The sequence below is a fragment of the Paraburkholderia sp. SSBN10T genome (genome assembly GCF_056619545.1).
In genome coordinates this window covers 1-19026 of record NZ_JBWQQI010000023.1, presented here as the reverse complement: position 1 = coordinate 19026, position 19026 = coordinate 1, and the positions used below count along the sequence as shown (strand labels likewise).

Here is a 19026-nt window from a genome sequence, read left to right as displayed (position 1 = left end):
TTTCGATGCTACAAATGAATTTGCCAATTGAACGCATGCGATCTAATATTGTGCTGCATCGCAGCGAAATTGGAACAAACCGAGTCGCCACGATTGTTCGCCACAGTGGCATTTATGGAGTGCCAGCGAATGCATCTTCCGCCCCGTTTTTCATACGTCCGGCCCGTGGACCTGGATTTTGTCGGGCCTCGGCGCGTGCCTGTCGTCATCGTCGGTGCAGGCCTGATCGGGCTCACGCTGGCTTTAGACTTGGCACAAAGGGGAGTTGCGAGCGTGGTGCTCGAGGCGCGCGACGCGCCGATCGAGGGCTCGCGCGCTATCGTTTTCGCGCAGCGCAGCCTGGAAATCCTTGCACGTATGGGGCTCGGTCCCTGTCTTCTGGAAAAAGGTGTGAACTGGAAAGTTGGCCGCGTGTTCCAGAAAGACCATGAGGTGTTCTCCTTCGATTTCCAGCCGGAGCCGGGGTTTGAATGGCCCGCGTTCATCAATATCCAGCAGTCGTATATCGAAGAGTGGCTAGCGCAGGCGTGCGCGGCAAGTGGTCTCGTTGAACTGCGCGCTCGAAACAGCGTGGCGCAGGTGGAGCAGCACGCCGAAGGCGCAACTGTCGGAGTCGAAACGCCGGATGGAACGTACCGTTTGCATTGCGACTGGCTGGTGGCTTGCGACGGGGCCCGCTCGATCGTAAGAAAGGTGCTCGACCTGCCGTTCATCGGGCAAATGTTTCCCGATCGCTTCCTGATCGTGGACATCGAGATGAAGGATTCGACCTTCCCCGCTGAGCGGCGCTTCTGGTTCGACCCGCCATTTCATCCAAATCACTCGGTGCTACTGCACAAGCAGCCAGACAATCTCTGGCGCGTCGATTTCCAACTTGGTACGGAGGCGGATCCCGCGCTCGAGCGGCAACCTGAGCGCGTGGAGAAGCGACTGCGTGCGATGTTTGGTGACGATCTGAAGTTCAGGATCGACTGGCTGAGCGTCTACACGTTCCGATGCCGCCGTCTGGAGAGATTCGTTCATTCGCGCGTCGTGTTCGCGGGTGACAGTGCACACGAGGTGAGCCCGTTCGGCGGCCGGGGCGGCAATGGCGGTCTGCAGGATGTGGACAATCTCGGCTGGCGTCTCGCGGCGATTCTTCGCCACGGCGCGCCCACATCGCTGATCAATTCGTACAGCGACGAACGCGTATTCGCCGCGGATGAAAACATTCTCAATTCCACTCGCAGCGCGCGCTTCATTTCGCCCGAAAGTCCGTCCGTCGAGCTATTGCGGGAGGCAGCGCTCACGCTTGCACGCACCACGCCGTTCGGACGCGCACTGGTTAATTCCGGGCGGCTGTCGCGTCCGGCTGTCTTGACTGGCGTGGGGCAATTCACTGCGGCGGTTGAGCATCCGGTCGCGCTAAAACCGGGCTCGCCTGCGATTGACGCTCCGGTAACGTACCGCGGGACGCACGACTGGCTGCTTCGCCACCTCGGCGGCGATGGATACACGCTGCTGATCTATGACGCGCCTTCGCATGCCGCCGGGGCGGAATTCGATCCGGCTGCATTCGCTCATCCGCTCAACGTGGTGATGATATCGGCGGACCGGCCAACCTTGGATTGCGGCGGCCCGAACAAAGTCGTGCTCTGGGATCACGAAGGGATCGTGGCGGCGCGCTACGGTTTGATACGGGGTAATGCGTTGCTGCTGCGGCCCGATCAGCACGTGCTCGCTGCATTCGATCGTGTGGATTCGCACGTACTGCGAAGGCTCTTGCAGCAAATCCTCGAATTCTCCGATCTGGCCACGCTCGAGGAGGTGCAGTCATGAATGGCGACGAACGTAGGAGCAACCCAGCCCCGAGCGAAAATCCCTTCGTCCCGGCGCTATCTGACCCGGATGCTTACTTTTCGATGCTTTCCGACGCGTGTCGAGATCTCGATGCACGGCAGGGACATTTGTTTCACGCTCAGCTCGTCCTCGTGCTGATTCATCACATCGCGAACCCAGAGATTGTGCGAGAAGCGATCGCCATCGCCCGCAGCGGACTTAATTCTCCAGTCCCGTAGTCGCAGATAAATATTAATAAGTCATGCGAATTTGAAATGAATGGATGTTGCCTGAAACGAAGCGGCCGCATATCGCGAGCGGCTCTGATCACCCGTGAATGAGAGCGCGTAGCCATGTCCATAGATTCCGAATATCGAAATGACTCCCGTTATCGTCGCGGAATCGACGAACCCCCCGGGCGCATCTTCCTGAGCGGCCAACAGGCGCTGGTGCGATTGATGCTGGCGCAGGCGTGTGCCGATCGGGCCGCTGGCCTAAATACCGCAGGGTTCGTGACTGGCTACCGAGGTTCGCCGCTTGGCGGCCTTGATCATGAGCTATGGCGCGTCAAGGAATTGCTCGCGCAATCGAGTATCCGGTTTCAACCCGCAATCAACGAGGACCTGGCCGCCACGGCGTTGATCGGCACGCAGCGGGTCGAGACCGATGCAGCGAAGCTCTACGACGGCGTATTCGGCATGTGGTACGGTAAAGGCCCTGGGGTGGACCGCTCGGGCGACGCGCTCAAGCACGGCAACGCATACGGCTCGTCCCCCCACGGCGGCGTGCTCGTCGTCACGGGCGACGATCACGGGTGTGTGTCATCGTCGATGTCCCATCAGTCGGATCGCACGCTCATTGCCTGGGGGCTGCCTGTCATTCATCCCGCCGGGCTCGCGGATTACGAACGGTGCGGGCTTTGGGGTTGGGCGCTGTCGCGCGCATCGGGCCTGTGGGTTGGCTTCAAGGCGATTACCGATACCGTCGAAGGCTCGACATCGTTGCAAACGTCCGCGCTTCCCGAATTCAAGCTTCCGTCGGTCGATCAGGGCCCGGACGGTTTGCACTGGCGCTGGCCCGATCTGCCGGGCATGCAGATAGAGCGTCGTCATCGTTACAAGCTGGATGCGGCACGCGCGTTCATTCGTGCCAATCCGCTCGATGAAGCCGTTACAACACCGGCACGCCCCATGCTCGTGATCGGCGCTATCGGCAAGGCCTATCGCGATGTGCGCGAGGCGCTCCAGCAAGGCGGAGTGTCGCTCGATCAGCTTGAACAGGCGGGCATTGCGCTGCTGAAGATCAATCTGGTCTATCCGCTGTCGCCCCTTCTGGAAGCTTGGGCAAAGCGGGCAGCCAAGGTCCTTGTTATTGAGGAGAAGCAACCGGTCGTCGAGGATCAACTCAAGCAGAGCCTCTATAATTTGCGGCACGACCGGCGGGCGACGATCATCGGGAAAACGGATGAACAAGGCTTGTCGATCATCTCGGAGCAGGAAGAGCTGCGCCCCTCGCGAATCGCGCAATTGCTTGAGCGTCAACTGGCCGCGCTTCATCTGCCACTGCACGTTCCGCAACCTTGGACCGAGGTGTCTGCGGCGCGTGCCGTGAACTGGGTGAAGCGCACGCCGTATCTGTGCTCCGGTTGTCCACACAATACGTCGACGCGTGTACCAGATGGTAGCGAGGCGCGCCTGGGCATCGGCTGCCATGCAATGGCAGCACGTATGCCCGAGCGAGCGACGAGTGGCAGCGTGCAAATGGGGGGGGAGGGCGTCGACTGGCTGGGACAGGCCCCGTTCGTCGAGAGACAACACATCTTCCAGAACATCGGCGACGGGACTTTCTTTCACTCGGGCTACCTGGCGATCCGGCAGGCCATCGCGGCGGGTGCGACAATCACCTACAAACTGTTGTACAACGATGCGGTGGCGATGACGGGCGGCCAGCCGGTTGATGGCAGGCTCAGCGTCAGGAAGGCGGTCGAACTCGTAAGAAGTGAAGGCGCACAACGCGTAGTGGTTGTGGCCGACGATCTCGAACGCTACAAGGCACGCGATAGCCTACCTGGGGGTGTCGAACTCTATCACCGCGACCAGTTCGACCATGTCCAGCGGCAATTGCGCGAGACACGCGGCGTAAGCGTTCTGATTTTCGATCAGGTTTGCGCGACCGAAGCGAGGCGCAGGAAGAAGCGGCAGCCGCCGCCTCTGGTAAAGACGCAGATCTCGATCAACGAGGCTGTGTGCGAGGGGTGTGGCGATTGTCAGGTCAAATCTAACTGTCTGTCCGTTGTGCCGGTCGAGACGCCTTTCGGCGCGAAGCGTAGCATCGATACGCACTCGTGCAACACCGACCTGTCCTGTGTAAAGGGCTTTTGTCCCAGCTTTGTTACGATAACCGGCACGCCGCGCAAGCGCCAGCCTGCAGACGCCGAAAACAATCAGGTACTGGCGCGCGCAGAGGCTCTCGCACTGCCGCAGGTGCAGCGCTCGCTCGACTCGCCTTTTGAGATTTTGCTCACCGGTGTTGGCGGAACGGGTGTAGTCACGGTGGCCGGGACGATTGCAATGGCTGCTCACCTGGATGGTCGCGCGGTCAGCGTTCTCGACTTTACGGGCTTCGCGCAAAAAGGTGGCGCGGTACTGAGCCATATCCGGATCGCGGGTCACCCGGACTCGCTGCACCAGCATCGAATTGATCGCGGCGGCGCCGATGTCTTGCTGATTGCCGATCTTGTGGTAGCAACCGAAGACGATGCGCTGGCTACGCTTAGGCGCGACCGGACGCTTGTCGTTGCCAATACGGGGCAGACGCAAACCGGGGCAATGCTGCGCGATGTCGATCTGCGCATCGAAGCGGATGCGATCCAGGCTCTCATCAAGACGCACGTGGGTGAGCAGCGCTATCACACAATCGATGCGCAACAATTGGCTACCGAGTTACTGGACCCGATGCAGGCCAACATGCTGTTGCTCGGCTATGCGTGGCAACGCGGCGCCATACCGGTGTCTCTGACAGCAATGCAGAAGGCGTTGGATTTGCAGGGCGGAAACTTGACTGCCAGGAATCTCGCAATTGCCTGGGGCCGCTTATGGGCAGCCGATCCGGATTTTGTCGTGGGCTATCTCAACCCTACGCCTGCTGCTGTGCGATCGACGGAATCGCTACGCCATACCGTCGATCCTCAGCATCGGCAGGAGACCATCGGGCAACTGGTCGACATTCGAAGCGCATTTCTCGCGCAGTACCAAAACGGGCGTTACGCACTGCGCTATCGGCAAGTGGTTGAGCGCGCGCGCGCAGCCGGGGAGGCGGTCGACGACACGACGTTGGCTGAGGCAGTTGCACGCAATCTGTTCAAGCTAATGGCGTACAAGGATGAGTATGAGGTAGCGCGTCTTTATACGTCGGGGACATTCCTGAAGGATCTGCGCGAGCGATTCGTTGGGCGCGCGAAAATAACGTTTCATCTTGCGCCTCCATTGCTCGACGGCTTCAGGAAAGGTAGAGAGCCCGCGCCTCGCAAGCTGGCCCTCGGCGGATGGATCATTCTTCCTCTGTTCCGCATTCTTGCGGCGGCCCGAGTGTTGCGCCACACGCCGTTTGATCCATTTGGCTGGACGAGCGAACGGCGCGAGGAGCGCCGTCTCGCTCAGGAATACGAGGCGACCTTGCTCAGCTTGTTGCCGCGCCTGACGCGCGAGAAGCTCCCTCATTTCGTTGCTTGGGCGAAGGTGCCCGATTCGATTCGAGGGTATGGCCACATCAAGAAGCGGTCAATCGCGGCGGCTCAGAAACGGCAAACGGACCTGATCGAACGAATGCTGAGCGAACACGAGGAGCGGCGGGTGATTCGGGTTGTGGCGCACGAGGAGTATGCCAAGAACGCGGAAGCGGTGGAGTAAGCGCGTGGAGGTGCCGAGGACGGGTGCGTCGGATCCGTTTCGCCGGCTTATACATCGTGAGCGCCGGCGTGACGAACAGGCCGACGACCGTCGGTCTTACCGCGCAGAGGGTGCGTGCAGCACGGCTGCCAGTTGCTGATACGCGGGATTCTGACTTGACCGGTCGAGGATCCACTCGACGATTGGTGCGCGGCCTTGCGATGCGTACTCGAGGCGCGAGTACGCGACGCACTTGTCGAACTTGGCGATCAGTTCGCCGAGCGTCATTGGATTCTTCGGATTGCCCTTTGCATACGATACCTCTCCCGTCTCAATCCGTCCGCCAACAAACTCGATCGTAACCTTGATCTTGCCGTGGGTCCCGAGCTCACTCCGTTCGCAATCGGAATCGGTACGGGGAAAAATCTTGCGGCTTAATGCAATGATATCGGGGCGGCGGATCGCTGTATCCGTGAAGTCGCCGATGAAGAGGTCGCCTGTGGCAAGCGCTGTAGCCACGTTATAGGCAATGCTGAAGCGTGCATCGACCACGCTCGTGGGCGCCTGCTTACGCTCGACCGGTGCGCTCACAAGATCGTAGATCTGCTTGTTGGTCTGGATGTCGACGCGTTCAATTTGTGCGGCGCTGAACCGTTCGCCCTTCGTCAATTCGAGCGCCAGCGCGACGGCCGACGTATTCGGCCGACAGGTCGGGAAGGGTTTGAAAGCCACTCCGTCGACGTTGGCGAACACCTCGCCGAGTCCTTCACTGATTGTCTCGATTGCCGAGCCAGGCTCGAATGCTGAGTAGTAGCCCCAGCGGCCCGTCAGGAAGTCCTTCGCACCGGTGAAGCCGTGCGACGCAAGGATGACCGCTTTGACTGCGTTGGCGGCAACGAGCCCCTGTTGGTAAAAGACGGTCGGTGCACCGTCGATCATGCATTGTGTTTCCCCAAGTGCAGAGGTGTAGGCGATACCCATCGCATTGTGCAACTGCCCGCCTTTCAGGCCGTAAAGAATGCCCGCTGCGGCCGTCGCAGCAATGACCTTGCACAGATCGTAACGACCGCTTTCTAGCAGCGTTTCACGGCGTGCTCGCGACAGGCGGATCGAGAGATCGAGCCCGGCGATGTAAGCGGTCAGGAACGCCTGATGGTCGATTTCGTTTGCGCGAAGCTCGGCGACGGCGAGCAGAGCAGGAAAGATGGCGACGCTCGGATGCGTGCCGAGCGGGTCGGCTACGTCGTCGAAATCCAGAGATCGGGCCGCTGCACCATTGAGAAGGGCCGCCGATGGCGCAGGCAACCGGCTTGTACGACCAATAACGCGCGATTCGGGCAGTCCGCCCCAATTCTCGATGACACCCGCAAGGAGATTGACCTCCGCATCGCGCGAACCGGCGAGCGATACGCCAATGATGTCGATCAGCGAGTGCTTCGCGAGCTCGATCGCGGCCGGATCGAGGGATGAAAACTTCAGGCTGTCGCAATACTGCGTGATATCGGATTCGAGACTCACAGCAACTCCGTTAAGGTCGATGATGCGATTGACGTAAGGGCCCGGTCGACGTCGCCAAGTGGTACAACTGCGGGCCGCGGCGGCGGTGCAACTAGGCGGGATCGGCGTCGGCGAGGCTAATCAGCAGATCGCCGGCCTCTACATTCTTTGCCTCTACAACGTGCACTGCCTCGATGCGGCAGCGGCTTGGCGACGGCAAAGTTATCACCATCTTCATTGCTTCGAGGCGGAGCAGTGGCGCGCCTTCTTCGACGAGATCCGATGCACCGACCAGGATCTCAGCAACGCGAGCAGGCATAGGCGCCGTGATCGCGCCTTGCGCGGATTTGCCCGCACTCCTTCTTCCTGGTCCCTTCGATCCGCGCGCCGTGCCTCGCGGGGCGAGGTTGCGATGAACGCCTGCATAGTCAAGCACGAGGTTCGACGGCGTTGTGCGCGTCAGCAGGATTTCGTGGCGCGTACCGTCTACCTCGGCGATGAGTCGGACAACGCCGCCGGCCAAGGATTCGTGACGCTTCAGATGAAGCAGGACCGTATGTCCGTCGTCGAACGTGGCGCGGTAGGTATCGGCTTCGATGGTTTGCACCTCGATCCTGGCGGAAGGTCCCTCTTCCGCCGCACCGATCAAGGTCCCGGTGTACAGAGTGCGAGGTGGCGAGATGTTCATTCGGGACGCTCCTTGCGTTTTCGGTTCAGCAACGCGGACCGGATGCGGTCCAAGCTTGCGCGGGATCTCACGATAGCCGCCATTGCGGCTGGCCATTCTGGATCATCCAGGGCGATAGTGAGGATGCGTCGGCGGCAGGCTCGCACGCGGGCGCGGTCGGCACAGCGTTGAGATGCGCCGCCACCGCTGCAAGTACGTGCAGTAAGCGTGCCGTGCCGGATGGCACGCCGTGAGCGAACGGAAAGTCGCGCGTCACCGACAGATCGTAGCGACCTTGCTGGAACGGAGGATGCGCTAACAGCCAGCGGTGAAACGGCAAATTCGTGCTGAAGCCTGCGATGGTCAATTCTCCCAACGCTTCCTGGGCGCGTCGCAGCGCGGCCTCCCTCGTCACACCATCCACAATCAGCTTGAGGCAAAGACTGTCGAAACGGCCGGACTGCTGTGCGCCGGCATGTACGCCGGCATCGATTCGAACGCCCGGCCCTTCCGGTACGCGGTAGTGCGTGACGACACCGCCTGTCGGCAAGAAGTCGGCGTGGGCGTCTTCCGAACACACGCGAAACTCGAGTGCGCACCCGTGAAAATGCACGTCCTGCTGAGAGAATCCGAGCGAGTCGCCAGCGGCCGAACGTAGCATCTGTTCGACGATGTCAATGCCTGTAATCGATTCGCTGACTGGATGCTCAACCTGAATCCGCGCGTTCATTTCGATGAAATAGAACTGCTCATCCGGATCCACGAGAAATTCGACGGTGCCCGCGCTGTCGTAGCCGACTTCCCTTGCCACCGCCAGCGCGGCTTCGTGTAGCCGGACGCGCAAGGTATCGGAAAGCGATGGTGCCGGCGCCTCCTCGACAATCTTCTGGCGCCGTCTTTGCACGCTGCATTCGCGCGTTCCGAGGTGAAGATGGTGGCCGTGTCGGTCGGCCAGTATCTGCACCTCAATGTGTCGCACGCTCTCGCCGAGAAAGCGCTCCAGATAGACTTCATTGCTGCCGAACGCGAGTTGTGCCTCGTGTTTGACTTCGTCAAATGCAGATTCGAACTGCTCTGGGCCCGCTACGACCCTGATGCCACGTCCGCCGCCCCCGAGGGCTGCCTTGATCAGGATGGGGAAGCCGAGACCAGCCGCGGACCCTGCGGCCGCCTCCGCGTCACCAGTGACGGTTGCGCCTGACACGACCGGCACGCCCGCTCGTTGCGCGGCAGACCGCGCGGCGATCTTATCGCCCGTGCAGCGGATTGCATCGACGTGCGGCCCGACGAAAACCAGGTGGTGCGCGGAGCAGGCCGCCGCAAAATGAGCGTTTTCCGCGAGCGGTCCGTATCCCGGCGCGACGGCGTCGGCTTCGAGCACCCGTGTTGCGTTTATGACAGTGTCAATCAGTGAAGCCGGATGCCAGCTGTCGATGCGAAGCGCTGAATCGGCGGCCAGTACGAAGGTGGCATGTTTGTCTTCCTCTGTGAAGAGCGCGATCGTCTCGATTCCCATTGACCGGCACGTGCGAATGAAGCGTAAGGCAATCTCGCCGCGGCAGCACAGCAGCACACGCCGGATGTTCATGTCGCAACCTCCGATCCGACCTGCGCGGGGCGCTGAATGCCCCGTCCGAGTTCGGTATGGGCACGGGTGAACTCGCCCGCGCTCACGGCGCCCGCCACGGAAATTTCTCCGGCCAGCGCAACTGCCGCTGCGATTTCCGCAAATTTAAGGACGTCATCTTCGCAGCCGAGCATTTGCAGACATTCGCGCTGGGCGGGCAGGCGTGTGCCACCCCCCACCACCCCGACAATAAGGTTCGGTAACGTGACCGACGCGAGCAGGTCTCCGTTTTCGAGAACATCGAAGCTAGTGCAGGCGTTCTTGAACGACACCGTCACAAATGCCGGATCTTGGCCGCACGCGATGAAGAGTGCCGTCAGTGCATTTGCGACGTGAATGTTGGGCGCCGTCGCGCCGCGTTGCGCAAGCAAAGCATTGCACGCATGCAAGAAACGCCGCATACGCGCAGGTGTCGTACGCAAACGGCTCTGGATCAGTTCGGCTGGAAGGCGCACACTGGCCGCGACATAGCGACCTTTCGCCTGATCGGCGACATAACGCTTGTCACCGCCAAGCGTATTGAAATAGCCTTCGACGAACTGCGGGCATTCGCTCGCGATGAAGCGGCAAGCTGCCTCGTTTGCTTTCGTCGCCATGTTGAGGCCCATTGCGTTGCCCGTCTCGTACGAGAAGGCCAGACCCACAAGATCACCTTGCAAAAGCGGACTTACTTCGAGTAGCCGGGCGTGGCGGCTGGTGGAGTTGGCCGCTTCGATGATCTTTGGCATGTGCTGACGCAGCCACGCGTCGAAAGCAAGCGCCACTTCGGGCGACCGCAGCACGATCGCTGAGATCTTGGTGAGTGCGTCACCCAGGAAGCGATAGGCCGGCTGGCTGCTGTTGGGTAACGCGTTATCAAGCAGAATCGTCGTGCAGCCACCGCTGCCGGAAATGAGGCTCATGCCGCGCGAAAAAGATGCGACGAGAGCGCCTTCGGTGGTCGCAAGTGGAACGACGAAGTCACCGCGCGCATGCGTGCCGTTAATCTTCAGCGGTCCCGCAATTCCTACTGGAATCCCGACAAAACCTGTGAAGTTTTCGCATGTGCCCTTTACCGCTTCGGGGGGGACCGGCGTGCCACCGAGAAAGGGATAGGTACTGCCCGTCCGTGCTTCTACCCAGCGCAGGCGCGCCTCGATCTGGTCGGGACTGTAGTCGTCCTGCGCGTCTCTCGGAATGCTCATGCCGATTTTCCTCTATAGCTGGATGTTCGAATGGCGGCGCACCGGTGGCACCGGAACCTTGTCGCGCAGCAGGCTGAAACTCGCCATCACTGTATTGCGCAGACTGCTGGCCTCTACAAGTCCCTCAATATATGTGCGGCTTGCTGAGTAACGTGCGCTTGCGTGCGCGTTGCGGTATTCGTCGATCAACTCGTCGCGCCGCACTGCTGGGTCCTGCGCAGCGGCGAGTTCCTTGCGGAAAATCACGTTTACGGCCGCCTCAGGTCCCATCACTGAAATCTCGGCGGTAGGCAGCGCGTAGATCAGGTCCGTCGCGGACCGGTTCGCGAGCGTCGGGTAGGCTCCGCCATAAGCCTTGCGCAACACGACAGCAATCTTCGGTACCACCGCTTCGCAGTAGGCGTGCATGAGCTTGGCGCCCGAGCCGATCACGTTCAGGCGTTCCTGTTGTTTGCCTGGGAGATAGCCCGGCACATCGAGAAGCGTCAGTATCGGGATGCCGAAAGCGTCGCAGGTGCGGACAAAACGGGCTGCCTTCTCTGAGGCGCGAATGTCGAGACAGCCAGCGAGCCACGCCGACTGGTTCGCGACGATACCGATACTCTGGCCGCCGAGGCGCGCGAATCCGACCACGATATTCTGCGCATACAGATGATGCACTTCGAGAAACGAGTCCTTGTCGACGAGCATTTCGATCACGCGGCACACATCGAACGGCTCCGTTTTGTCGGCTGGGATGATATCGTCGAGCTCGGATAGCAAGCGCGGCAAGGTCGCCGACCCTCGCGCGGGAGGTACCCGCGAGGCGTTGTTCTGCGGTAAATAGGAGAGCAGGTCACGGGTGAGCGCCAAGGCCTCGTCCGCCGATTCGACGAGAAAATGCGCAAGGCCAGTCTCGGCCGCGTGCAAATACCCGCCGCCGATATCTTCCTTCGTGACTTCCTCGCCTGTCGCGCGGCGGATCACAGCAGGGCCCGTCAGAAAGAGCGCGGACGCTTGATCGACCATCACTACGAAGTCGGTCAAGGCAGGCGTATAGGCGGCCCCGCCGACGCAATCGCCCAGGATCAGCGAAATTTGCGGGACGACGCCCGAGGCGCGCACAGTCTTGTGGAACACGTGGCTGAACTGCGAGTCGGCATCGACACCCTCATGGATGCGTAAGCCCGACGAATGGTTGAGCGCGATGACAGGAACACCGATGCGCAAGGCAAGATCAAGCACCTTGCCGATCTTGAGGGCGTGAGTACGGCTGGAACTTCCGCCGAGAAAACCGCTGTCATGCGCATAGACCAGGACGGGACGTTGATCGATTGTGCCGTGCCCAGTGACAATGCCGTCGCCCGGCTGCTTGCGATCCGCCGCGCCGAAGCGCGTGCAATCATGCTCTGCCAGGGCATCGAGTTCGTGGAACGAGCCTGGGTCCAACAGTTCCGCAATGCGCTGAATAGGGCCGCCGAGAGGGGCGGTGTAAAGGTCCTGCTGCTCGAGAGAGCGATCGTGAATTCGGGAAACATCACTCATCGAATCGCTCCGTAGACGTGGTTCGATGTGCAACTGTCTTTCACTCAAGGCAGCGGCGAGCGACAGACAGAGCTCTGGGAAGGGAGAAGCCAAGTTAATGAAGCAGCCCAGTGACGAGAATAAATCATGTGCGATCTATTCGCAATGGACAGTATTCACAAGCATTGGCCAAAGGGAGTGGTGATGTCGCCGGCGACACACAATCCGGACATCGCTGGGGGCGAAAGCGGACGGCCGCTGATTTGGCTAGCAGCAGCGGGAAGGGGGAGGTAGGATAACGGCGCGCGCCGCCGTACTATCGCTAGTCTTCGGCGGAGGCAACGATGGTGCTCAGCACAGAATCAACGAGCGCTAGCTGATCGGCTGGAACGCCGTGCAAAAGCTTGCTTTTGATGCCCTTGACCATTGTGTCGATCTGTTCGCCAACTTGACGACCTGCTTCGGTCAGATAGAGCATTTTGGCCCGGCGGTCCGACAAATCGTCGCGACGTACGACAAGCCCTGCTTGCTCCAACTGGTCGAGCAATCGGACCAACGAATGGCCTTCAAGACCGAGGTGCTCGGCAAGCGTGCGCTGCCGAAGACCTTCGCCGAGCTTATAGATGAGCCACAGTGGAGTGGATGTCGCTTCAGAGAGATTGAGCTTGCTTAGTTCGACATCCGCGACTTTGCGCCACATGCGAGCTGCGCGCTGAAGGCGCAGGCAAAAAGTATCCTCAGCGAGGGATAGCAAACTGGAAGACATTAAATTGACATCTATAAGGAACGGCTCTCGGGTGCTTGCAAGCACGTACATTCTTCCGTCCGCGTTGGCAGGCGCGGGCCATGTAAGTCAATGCCCGATCTCGCTCTTGAGTGCAAAAGAAACGCAATTTTTAAAATGTAGCACACATTTCAACGACGTTATCATCGGTTGGCTACTGGAATGTACTAGGTTGACGCGCTTTTTGCATCATCGAGACGGCGCGCCGCCACGTTGAATGCACGTGCCATCCGTGTCGTTTCCCCCAGCCGCTCGAGCAAACTTTCCGGTGCATCTGCGATCAGCGTACGCCAATCCGTCAACCTGCGCTGGAAGCGCTCCAACTGAACCAGCAATTCCATCGAATTGGTTTGGAAAATATTTGCCCAAACAGTGGGCTCCGATGACGCGAGACGTATCTGTTCACCGATGCTGCGTCCGAGAAACGAGGTCAGGTCGTCGCAGCCACATTCGACCGGGGCGTGGCTTAGGCTGTCGACGAGAGCAAACGCGATCAGATGGGGTAGGTGTGAGGTCAGCGCGACCAGATGGTCGTGCGTGGCCGGATCGACGCATCGCGGGATCGCGCCGAGCGACTGCCAGAATGCTTCTACGATCGCCACTGCGCGAGCAGGCGTCGCCGAAGACGGCGTGAGCAGGCAGTTCTTCCGCTCGAACAGATCGGCGCGGCCGGCATCCAGTCCACCTTTCTCGCCGCCCGCCATCGGGTGGGCGGGCACGAATGCGAAGCCGGAAGCGAGGGTATCCGCCAAGGCGTTCACCACGAATAGCTTCGTCGAAGCAACGTCCGAGACAATTGCTGTGGGGTTGTTTCGCGCAAGCTGCTCAACGACCGAAGGGACGGCTTTGGCGGGTACGCAAACGACAACGAAATCGGCGCTCGAAAGTCCGGCGAGAGTGTCGGGCACGTCGTCGCATAGCTCCAAAGCGACCGCGCGCTGCCGCACCTCAGAACAATCATCAAACGCCGTGAGCGCTACGCCGGGATGACGCTCCCTGACCGCCCGGGCGACGGAACTGCCTAGCAGGCCCATGCCGACGACGCCGATCTGCCTAGCCGAAAAGCTTCCCATTTGACCACCTCCTGGAAGATGAATTTTTTCGTTGACACGGCTGCATTTGGCAATTATACATCGCGAACGATTAATGATCATGAGATGTAGAATTGCACGGCTCACCATGTGTGAGCCGATCGAGCCGTGTCAATGTTCAAGTCTTTCCCTTCGGGAGATGCAATGGATCACGCCCGTTTTTTGATTGGCGAAGCGCGCGCTCGACGGATCGCCTTGAGTGATACGCCTAGCCAGACTATGCCGGTTGATGCCGACGCGTACCCCACAGCGCTCGACGGAGCGGGCGTCGGATTGACGCACCGTTTTGCTGGGCAGGCGATGTTAACCTCGGTGTTGTCCGGGGTGCTCCTGATGTTCATGGCTGAGCGTGAAATCGACGTTCTCCTGTCGCTCGCAATCGACTTCCAGGCCGAGATTCCAGTAGGCGCTACTTGCCTGCTCGAATGGAAGGTAAGTGCCGTCGAACCACACTTCGGGCTAAAGGGCGATGTCATCCGCTTCAGTGGAAGAGCGTCGCTGCCCGACGGATCGACCGCGCTATCTGGATCTGCGAAAGCAGTCGTTTATCCGTCGAGTCAGGCCGATCCCGGGCTCGATGTAACCGCCGACGAGATATTCTGGTCGCCTATCGCACTCTCTCGATGACGCATCTGGTGGGGCCGCAGCCATTGCTTGGGCTGCCCACTGCTCTACGTCACCCAATCAGGCAGATCACAAATTAGGTTGCATGAGATCTATTCGTATGAGATTCTTATGGTTCAGAATCGATTTGCTCGCTCCAGTTCGTGCCCAGGTTCCCACTATGCTGGATGGGTGGAGCTACGCTGCCGGTAGGCAGCATGCTACGGGCGGCATCGTTGAAAGTTGTTTGATTGCCGCCTGGTGCGATGGCCGGAAATGCTGGCGGCGAGGCATTTAGGTGCCATAGAACCTGAGAGAGGCTAAAAAGGCCGCGTTTATGCCACGTGGTTAGTAGTCCACAGTGAAGAGGTTGATCCTCCACCGAACGTTTGAATGCCGGCAACGCAATTAACCCATCACGTAGAATAGGAGTGCGTCGTGTCCAACATTTCCGCTGAAAACCAGTTTCGTCCGCCCTACCTAACGTCGTTCCGTTCGTATGCCACGCCGCTCACGGTTGTCTGTACGCTTTTGTCGCGAGCGGACAATGCGCCGTTGAGCGAACGCCGCAGGGATCCGAATTTGCTGCTCGACGAAAAAGGGGAATTGATCAAGGATCCCGCGACGACACCCAACGCCTTTGAAAATAATCCCAATATCGCATTTGAGAAATGGACCGAGTACTGGCGAAAGGTACATGGCCCCCGATTCATTTACGCACAACCACCGGAAGAGAATGGTATTCAGCATTTGCTCCGTTACGACCAGATACACCGGCTGGCAGCGGGTCCGTCAAGTGCCTATCCGCTGCCATACCAGGCTCCTGTTGATGCAAAGGGGAAATTGTTTGATACCGTCATTGGGCATATTCCGGAATATCAGCGTCCGCAGTGGGACGGCATTGCTTATCTAAGCTTCGAAAATGCTGACGGGATAAAGGCTGTCTTCAGCCAGCCTGATATCGCGGCGAAGATCATGCCCGAGGACCAGGCGATTTTCCGAGAGTTGTGTCCGGTGCTGGCCCAGCAACACATCATCATCCCGAGTGAAACGCAGCGCGATTCGCTCCTCCTTATCAAGGTTGCCAGGCGGAGAAAAAATCTCTCGCGGACTGAGTTTCATGACGCCTGGCTGAATCAATACGCAAAACGGGTGCTCCAGAAGCCGGCGACGAGCCGTTACGTGAGGCGCTACGTTCAGTTGCATAACATCGGTCCGACAGGACCGGGGCAGCCGTTTTTTCATCCGGTCGGGCACATGATCGATGGCGTCTCGATCCTCGCGTTTGCATCGATCAACGATCTGGAGGATTTCCTTCTCGACCTGGATGTTGTGCGTCTGGCCCAGGAAGAGGCGGAGATCCTCACGGAAGGTGGCGGCGAGTATTGGACGGGCCTCTCATATCAGGTCGTCAACCAGATCTTCCCGGAAATCGCGACGCGGTCTTGATCAGCTAACCCATTGCGCCGTTACTGTGGGCGGTCCGTGTCGTTGTTGTGCCGGTCTATGGTTTCTGGTGTAAGACGTCAGAATAAGACCAATATATTCGCCAATTGCAATGCGGTCGAGAGAGGCGGTCGGAGTGAGACATGGATCCCGCAGACGTGGTCTGCGGGCGCATTGTTAATACTTCTCGGAGCTTCATTGTGGATCACTACGATTACGATGTATTGACCGGCGTGCGAGCCAACGTCACCAACACCGATTTACGTGCGGCTGAACGAGCGCAGAGCGGTGAACCACAGTTCCCCGGCAAGCCGGGTGAAGTGGTGCAGCAGTGGCCCGATCTGGGCGAGCAACAAGGTGATCGCCATGGAGGGTGACTGGTCTCCTTCCTCCTGGCGAGGGCGAACGATTCATCAGGTGCCGAACTATCCGGATCCCGGCGAGCTGGCGGAGTCGGAAGAGCGGTTGCGGCAATTGCCGCCGCTTGTTCTAGCGTCGGAGATTCGCCACCTCAAGACGCAACTCTCGGAGGTTGCACGGGGCAACGCTTTTCTGCTCCAGGGTGGCGATTGCGCGGAGTCGTTTGCGGAATTTCATCCCACTGCGGTGCGCGACCTGCTACGGGTATTTCTGCAGATGTCGACTGTGCTTGCCTTTAGCACAGGCGTGCCCGTCGTGAAGGTAGGCCGTGTCGCGGGGCAGTTCGCCAAGCCGCGCAGTTCGCCCGATGAAACGATCGACGGCGTCACCTTGCCAAGCTATCGCGGCGACATCATTAACGGCATTGAATTTACCGAAGCAGCACGACGCCCTGATCCGGAGCGTGTGCTGAAAGCGTATTACCAGGCCGCGACGACACTCAATCTGCTTCGTGCGCTGAGTCATGGCGGCTTCGCAGACCTGCGCAATGTGCAGAAGTGGAATGCAGGTTTCGTGGCTTCCGCGCCGCAAGGTTGCCAGTATCGGAAGATAGCCTGTCGGATTGAGCAGGCGCTCATCTTTATGAACGCTTGCGGCGTTTCGCCGGATGCAGTGCAATCGCTTCGCGAAACGGATCTTTACACGAGCCACGATGCATTGCTGTTGCATTATGAAGAAGCACTGACCAGACAGGATTCGTTGACGGGCGACTGGTACGACTGTTCTGCGCACATGCTATGGATCGGCGAACGGACACGCGGTGCCGACGACGCACATGTCGAATTCATCAAGGGAATCGCTAATCCCATAGGGCTGAAGTGCGGGCCGACGATGCAGTCTGATGATCTGCTGAGGCTAATTGATGTCCTCAATCCTGATAACGAGCCCGGTCGGCTGACTCTCATTGCCCGGATGGGTGCGGACACGTTGCCTGACCTACTGCCACGCCTGGTGCGTATGACGCGGAAAGAAGGCCGCGAAGTCATATGGTCGATTGATCCGATGCACGCTAACACGATCAAGTCGGCGTCTGGGTACAAGACCCGCCGCTTTGAAAGTATCTTGCGCGAGGTCGAACAGTTCTTCGACGTGCATCAGGCAGAAGGCACGCACGCGGGTGGTTTGCACCTCGAGATGACGGGAGCTGACGTGACGGAATGTACTGGTGGAGGACAGCAAATCCGTGATGATCAGCTTGGCGAACGCTACCACACACATTGTGATCCCCGTTTGAACGGTACACAAGCACTGGAACTGGCATTCCTCGTGTCAGAAAAACTCTCTGCTAGGAATGATTCGCGCGAAAGCCTCAAGGCAGACACAGCAGTTTCGTCGTCGTGAGGAGCGGGGTCTTCTGACGCGTCACGCCAATAGGCGTCAGGCTCGTTGTCTCTGGGACGCTACGGTGGACGCATATACAGGTGTCGGTCCGGTGTTCGCGTCGGTGTCAGTTATCGGTCGAATCGTCCCGGTGTCTTTCTTCACCTACGCGCGTCCCGGCCTAGCAAATGCCTTGTCTGGGTAGGGGCCTTCCCATTTGAGGTCGACGCCGAGATCGCGCAGGAGTGCGACGATCTGTCCTTCGCGAAGACCGGTGATGCGATGACGATTCGGCGTCGCACGGTCGAGCACGTGTTCGGCACGCTTAAGCACTGGATGGGCTCCACTCACTTCCAGACTCGCGGGCTCGGTCGGGTCGCAACCGAAATGAGCTTGCACGTGCTGGCGTACAACATCAAGCGAGTCATCAGGATTCTGGGGTTCGGCAAGGCAATGCAGGCGATGAAGATGGCGAGTACCTGACCCAACTTGCCTGCTTCGCTTCTTGAAGCGGTCAAACCAGATCAATCTCGGGAAAATCGGCGCCACGCGAGCGCGCGTCGGCGGACACGTTCTTGCCTGATCGAGCGTTGTGTTTTTACACGGCCTCGGCCGACAAGGGAAGTTCGCGTCGAGATAGGGCAGGTGACTGACGGGCGCTGGCCGAACTTCCGGGTTCGGCCAACTCGGGACATTCAATTGAGCCGCCTGGATCGTCGACCATTCTTGTTTGGTACCGCAACGAAGCACGCTTTACTTTCCAGTGTTCAATTGCGGCTCGCGATAGCAAGTTTCGCTGCCAATCCGGCGAAAACTGACGCAAGCAGATATTGAGGGGCCCGCGACTGACGGCGTCGGCTAGCCCACCGCCGGCTAAGTTGACTGGCGGAAAGTATGACGACGCCGTTCACGATCAGACCGATGAAGTTGAGCACTGTCGCGAGCGTCAAGATCTGAAAGGCCACGGCCCCATCTTGCGGACGCACAAATTGCGGGAACAGTGCAAGGACGAATAACGCCATCTTCGGATTGAGCAGATTGGTTAGCAGCCCCTGCCTGAAAATCGTTCCAACGGGAAAACGGGCTTCGCTTCCTGCCGGTGTAGTCTGGATCGGGGGCGCGCGAAAGGTCTTCCACGCAAGATAGAGCAGGTAGGTTGCGCCAGCGAATCGGACGAGG

The 19026-nt window shown here is 59.5% G+C and carries 16 protein-coding genes; 8 read left to right on the top strand and 8 right to left on the bottom strand.

Features of this window, described 5'->3' with window-relative positions:
• Positions 1-69 precede the first annotated feature (69 nt).
• The 3 genes from AC1ECK_RS28660 (at position 70) to AC1ECK_RS28650 (ending at position 5726) form a co-directional block, all read left to right on the top strand.
• Entirely contained in the window at positions 70-1818 is a 1749-nt protein-coding gene (locus AC1ECK_RS28660; RefSeq protein ID WP_480325241.1) for an FAD-dependent monooxygenase, read from the top strand.
• Entirely contained in the window at positions 1815-2057 is a 243-nt protein-coding gene (locus AC1ECK_RS28655; protein WP_480325239.1) for a DUF2783 domain-containing protein, read from the top strand. Before AC1ECK_RS28660 ends, AC1ECK_RS28655 begins: the two co-directional genes overlap by 4 nt.
• A gap of 114 nt (positions 2058-2171) precedes the next feature.
• Positions 2172-5726, top strand: coding sequence for an indolepyruvate ferredoxin oxidoreductase family protein (locus AC1ECK_RS28650; protein WP_480325237.1), 3555 nt, complete (start codon positions 2172-2174; stop codon positions 5724-5726).
• A 96-nt stretch (positions 5727-5822) separates the two neighbouring features.
• On the opposite strand, the gene AC1ECK_RS28645 is transcribed toward AC1ECK_RS28650, so the two are convergent.
• The 7 genes from AC1ECK_RS28645 to AC1ECK_RS28615 form a co-directional block, all read right to left on the bottom strand.
• Complete coding sequence (locus tag AC1ECK_RS28645; protein WP_480325235.1) at positions 5823-7223, bottom strand: MmgE/PrpD family protein; 1401 nt, start codon at positions 7221-7223, stop codon at positions 5823-5825.
• Positions 7224-7314: 91 nt separating this feature from the next.
• A complete protein-coding gene (locus AC1ECK_RS28640) occupies positions 7315-7890 on the bottom strand; it encodes an acyl-CoA carboxylase biotin carboxyl carrier protein subunit (protein ID WP_480325233.1) in 576 nt (191 codons plus the stop codon).
• 67 nt (positions 7891-7957) lie between these two features.
• Entirely contained in the window at positions 7958-9457 is a 1500-nt protein-coding gene (locus tag AC1ECK_RS28635; protein ID WP_480325231.1) for an acetyl-CoA carboxylase biotin carboxylase subunit, read from the bottom strand.
• Positions 9454-10680: a hydroxymethylglutaryl-CoA reductase gene (locus tag AC1ECK_RS28630; RefSeq protein WP_480325229.1), complete on the bottom strand. Its 1227-nt coding sequence runs from the start codon at positions 10678-10680 to the stop codon at positions 9454-9456. The genes AC1ECK_RS28635 and AC1ECK_RS28630 overlap by 4 nt, the downstream gene beginning before the upstream one ends.
• A 12-nt stretch (positions 10681-10692) precedes the next feature.
• Entirely contained in the window at positions 10693-12237 is a 1545-nt protein-coding gene (locus AC1ECK_RS28625) for an acyl-CoA carboxylase subunit beta (RefSeq protein WP_480325227.1), read from the bottom strand.
• Between the two features lie 268 nt (positions 12238-12505).
• Positions 12506-12883, bottom strand: a complete 378-nt coding sequence (locus tag AC1ECK_RS28620; RefSeq protein ID WP_480325225.1) for a MarR family winged helix-turn-helix transcriptional regulator — start codon at positions 12881-12883, stop codon at positions 12506-12508.
• 251 nt (positions 12884-13134) lie between these two features.
• Positions 13135-14040: a prephenate dehydrogenase gene (locus tag AC1ECK_RS28615; RefSeq protein WP_480325223.1), complete on the bottom strand. Its 906-nt coding sequence runs from the start codon at positions 14038-14040 to the stop codon at positions 13135-13137.
• Positions 14041-14172: 132 nt separating this feature from the next.
• On the opposite strand from AC1ECK_RS28615, the gene AC1ECK_RS28610 reads away from it, so the two are divergent.
• From AC1ECK_RS28610 to AC1ECK_RS28590, 5 genes are all read left to right on the top strand, one after another.
• On the top strand, positions 14173-14685 hold the full coding sequence (locus AC1ECK_RS28610) for a hypothetical protein (protein WP_480325221.1): 513 nt from the start codon (positions 14173-14175) through the stop codon (positions 14683-14685).
• 414 nt (positions 14686-15099) lie between these two features.
• Positions 15100-16110, top strand: a complete 1011-nt coding sequence (locus AC1ECK_RS28605; protein ID WP_480325219.1) for an EthD domain-containing protein — start codon at positions 15100-15102, stop codon at positions 16108-16110.
• A gap of 140 nt (positions 16111-16250) precedes the next feature.
• Positions 16251-16484 carry a hypothetical protein gene (locus AC1ECK_RS28600; RefSeq protein ID WP_480325217.1) on the top strand — a complete coding sequence of 78 codons (234 nt, stop codon included), beginning with the start codon at positions 16251-16253 and terminating at the stop codon, positions 16482-16484.
• On the top strand, positions 16474-17868 hold the full coding sequence (locus AC1ECK_RS28595; protein WP_480325216.1) for a class II 3-deoxy-7-phosphoheptulonate synthase: 1395 nt from the start codon (positions 16474-16476) through the stop codon (positions 17866-17868). Before AC1ECK_RS28600 ends, AC1ECK_RS28595 begins: the two co-directional genes overlap by 11 nt.
• Before the next feature lie 45 nt (positions 17869-17913).
• Positions 17914-18330, top strand: coding sequence for a transposase (locus AC1ECK_RS28590; protein ID WP_480325214.1), 417 nt, complete (start codon positions 17914-17916; stop codon positions 18328-18330).
• Positions 18331-18614: 284 nt separating this feature from the next.
• Here the strand turns inward: AC1ECK_RS28590 and AC1ECK_RS28585 are convergent.
• On the bottom strand, positions 18615-19026 hold a 412-nt coding region (locus tag AC1ECK_RS28585), incomplete at its 5' end, for a LysE family translocator (RefSeq protein WP_480325212.1).

Coding starts and splice junctions, on each gene's coding strand:
- AC1ECK_RS28655 (WP_480325239.1), top strand. CDS start 1,815: ATGAATGGCGACGAACGTAGGAGCAACCCAGCCCCGAGCGAAAATCCC.
- AC1ECK_RS28630 (WP_480325229.1), bottom strand. CDS start 10,680: ATGAGCATTCCGAGAGACGCGCAGGACGACTACAGTCCCGACCAGATC.
- AC1ECK_RS28640 (WP_480325233.1), bottom strand. CDS start 7,890: ATGAACATCTCGCCACCTCGCACTCTGTACACCGGGACCTTGATCGGT.
- AC1ECK_RS28635 (WP_480325231.1), bottom strand. CDS start 9,457: ATGAACATCCGGCGTGTGCTGCTGTGCTGCCGCGGCGAGATTGCCTTA.
- AC1ECK_RS28650 (WP_480325237.1), top strand. CDS start 2,172: ATGTCCATAGATTCCGAATATCGAAATGACTCCCGTTATCGTCGCGGA.
- AC1ECK_RS28615 (WP_480325223.1), bottom strand. CDS start 14,040: ATGGGAAGCTTTTCGGCTAGGCAGATCGGCGTCGTCGGCATGGGCCTG.
- AC1ECK_RS28620 (WP_480325225.1), bottom strand. CDS start 12,883: ATGTGGCGCAAAGTCGCGGATGTCGAACTAAGCAAGCTCAATCTCTCT.
- AC1ECK_RS28595 (WP_480325216.1), top strand. CDS start 16,474: ATGGAGGGTGACTGGTCTCCTTCCTCCTGGCGAGGGCGAACGATTCAT.
- AC1ECK_RS28610 (WP_480325221.1), top strand. CDS start 14,173: ATGTTCAAGTCTTTCCCTTCGGGAGATGCAATGGATCACGCCCGTTTT.
- AC1ECK_RS28600 (WP_480325217.1), top strand. CDS start 16,251: ATGGATCCCGCAGACGTGGTCTGCGGGCGCATTGTTAATACTTCTCGG.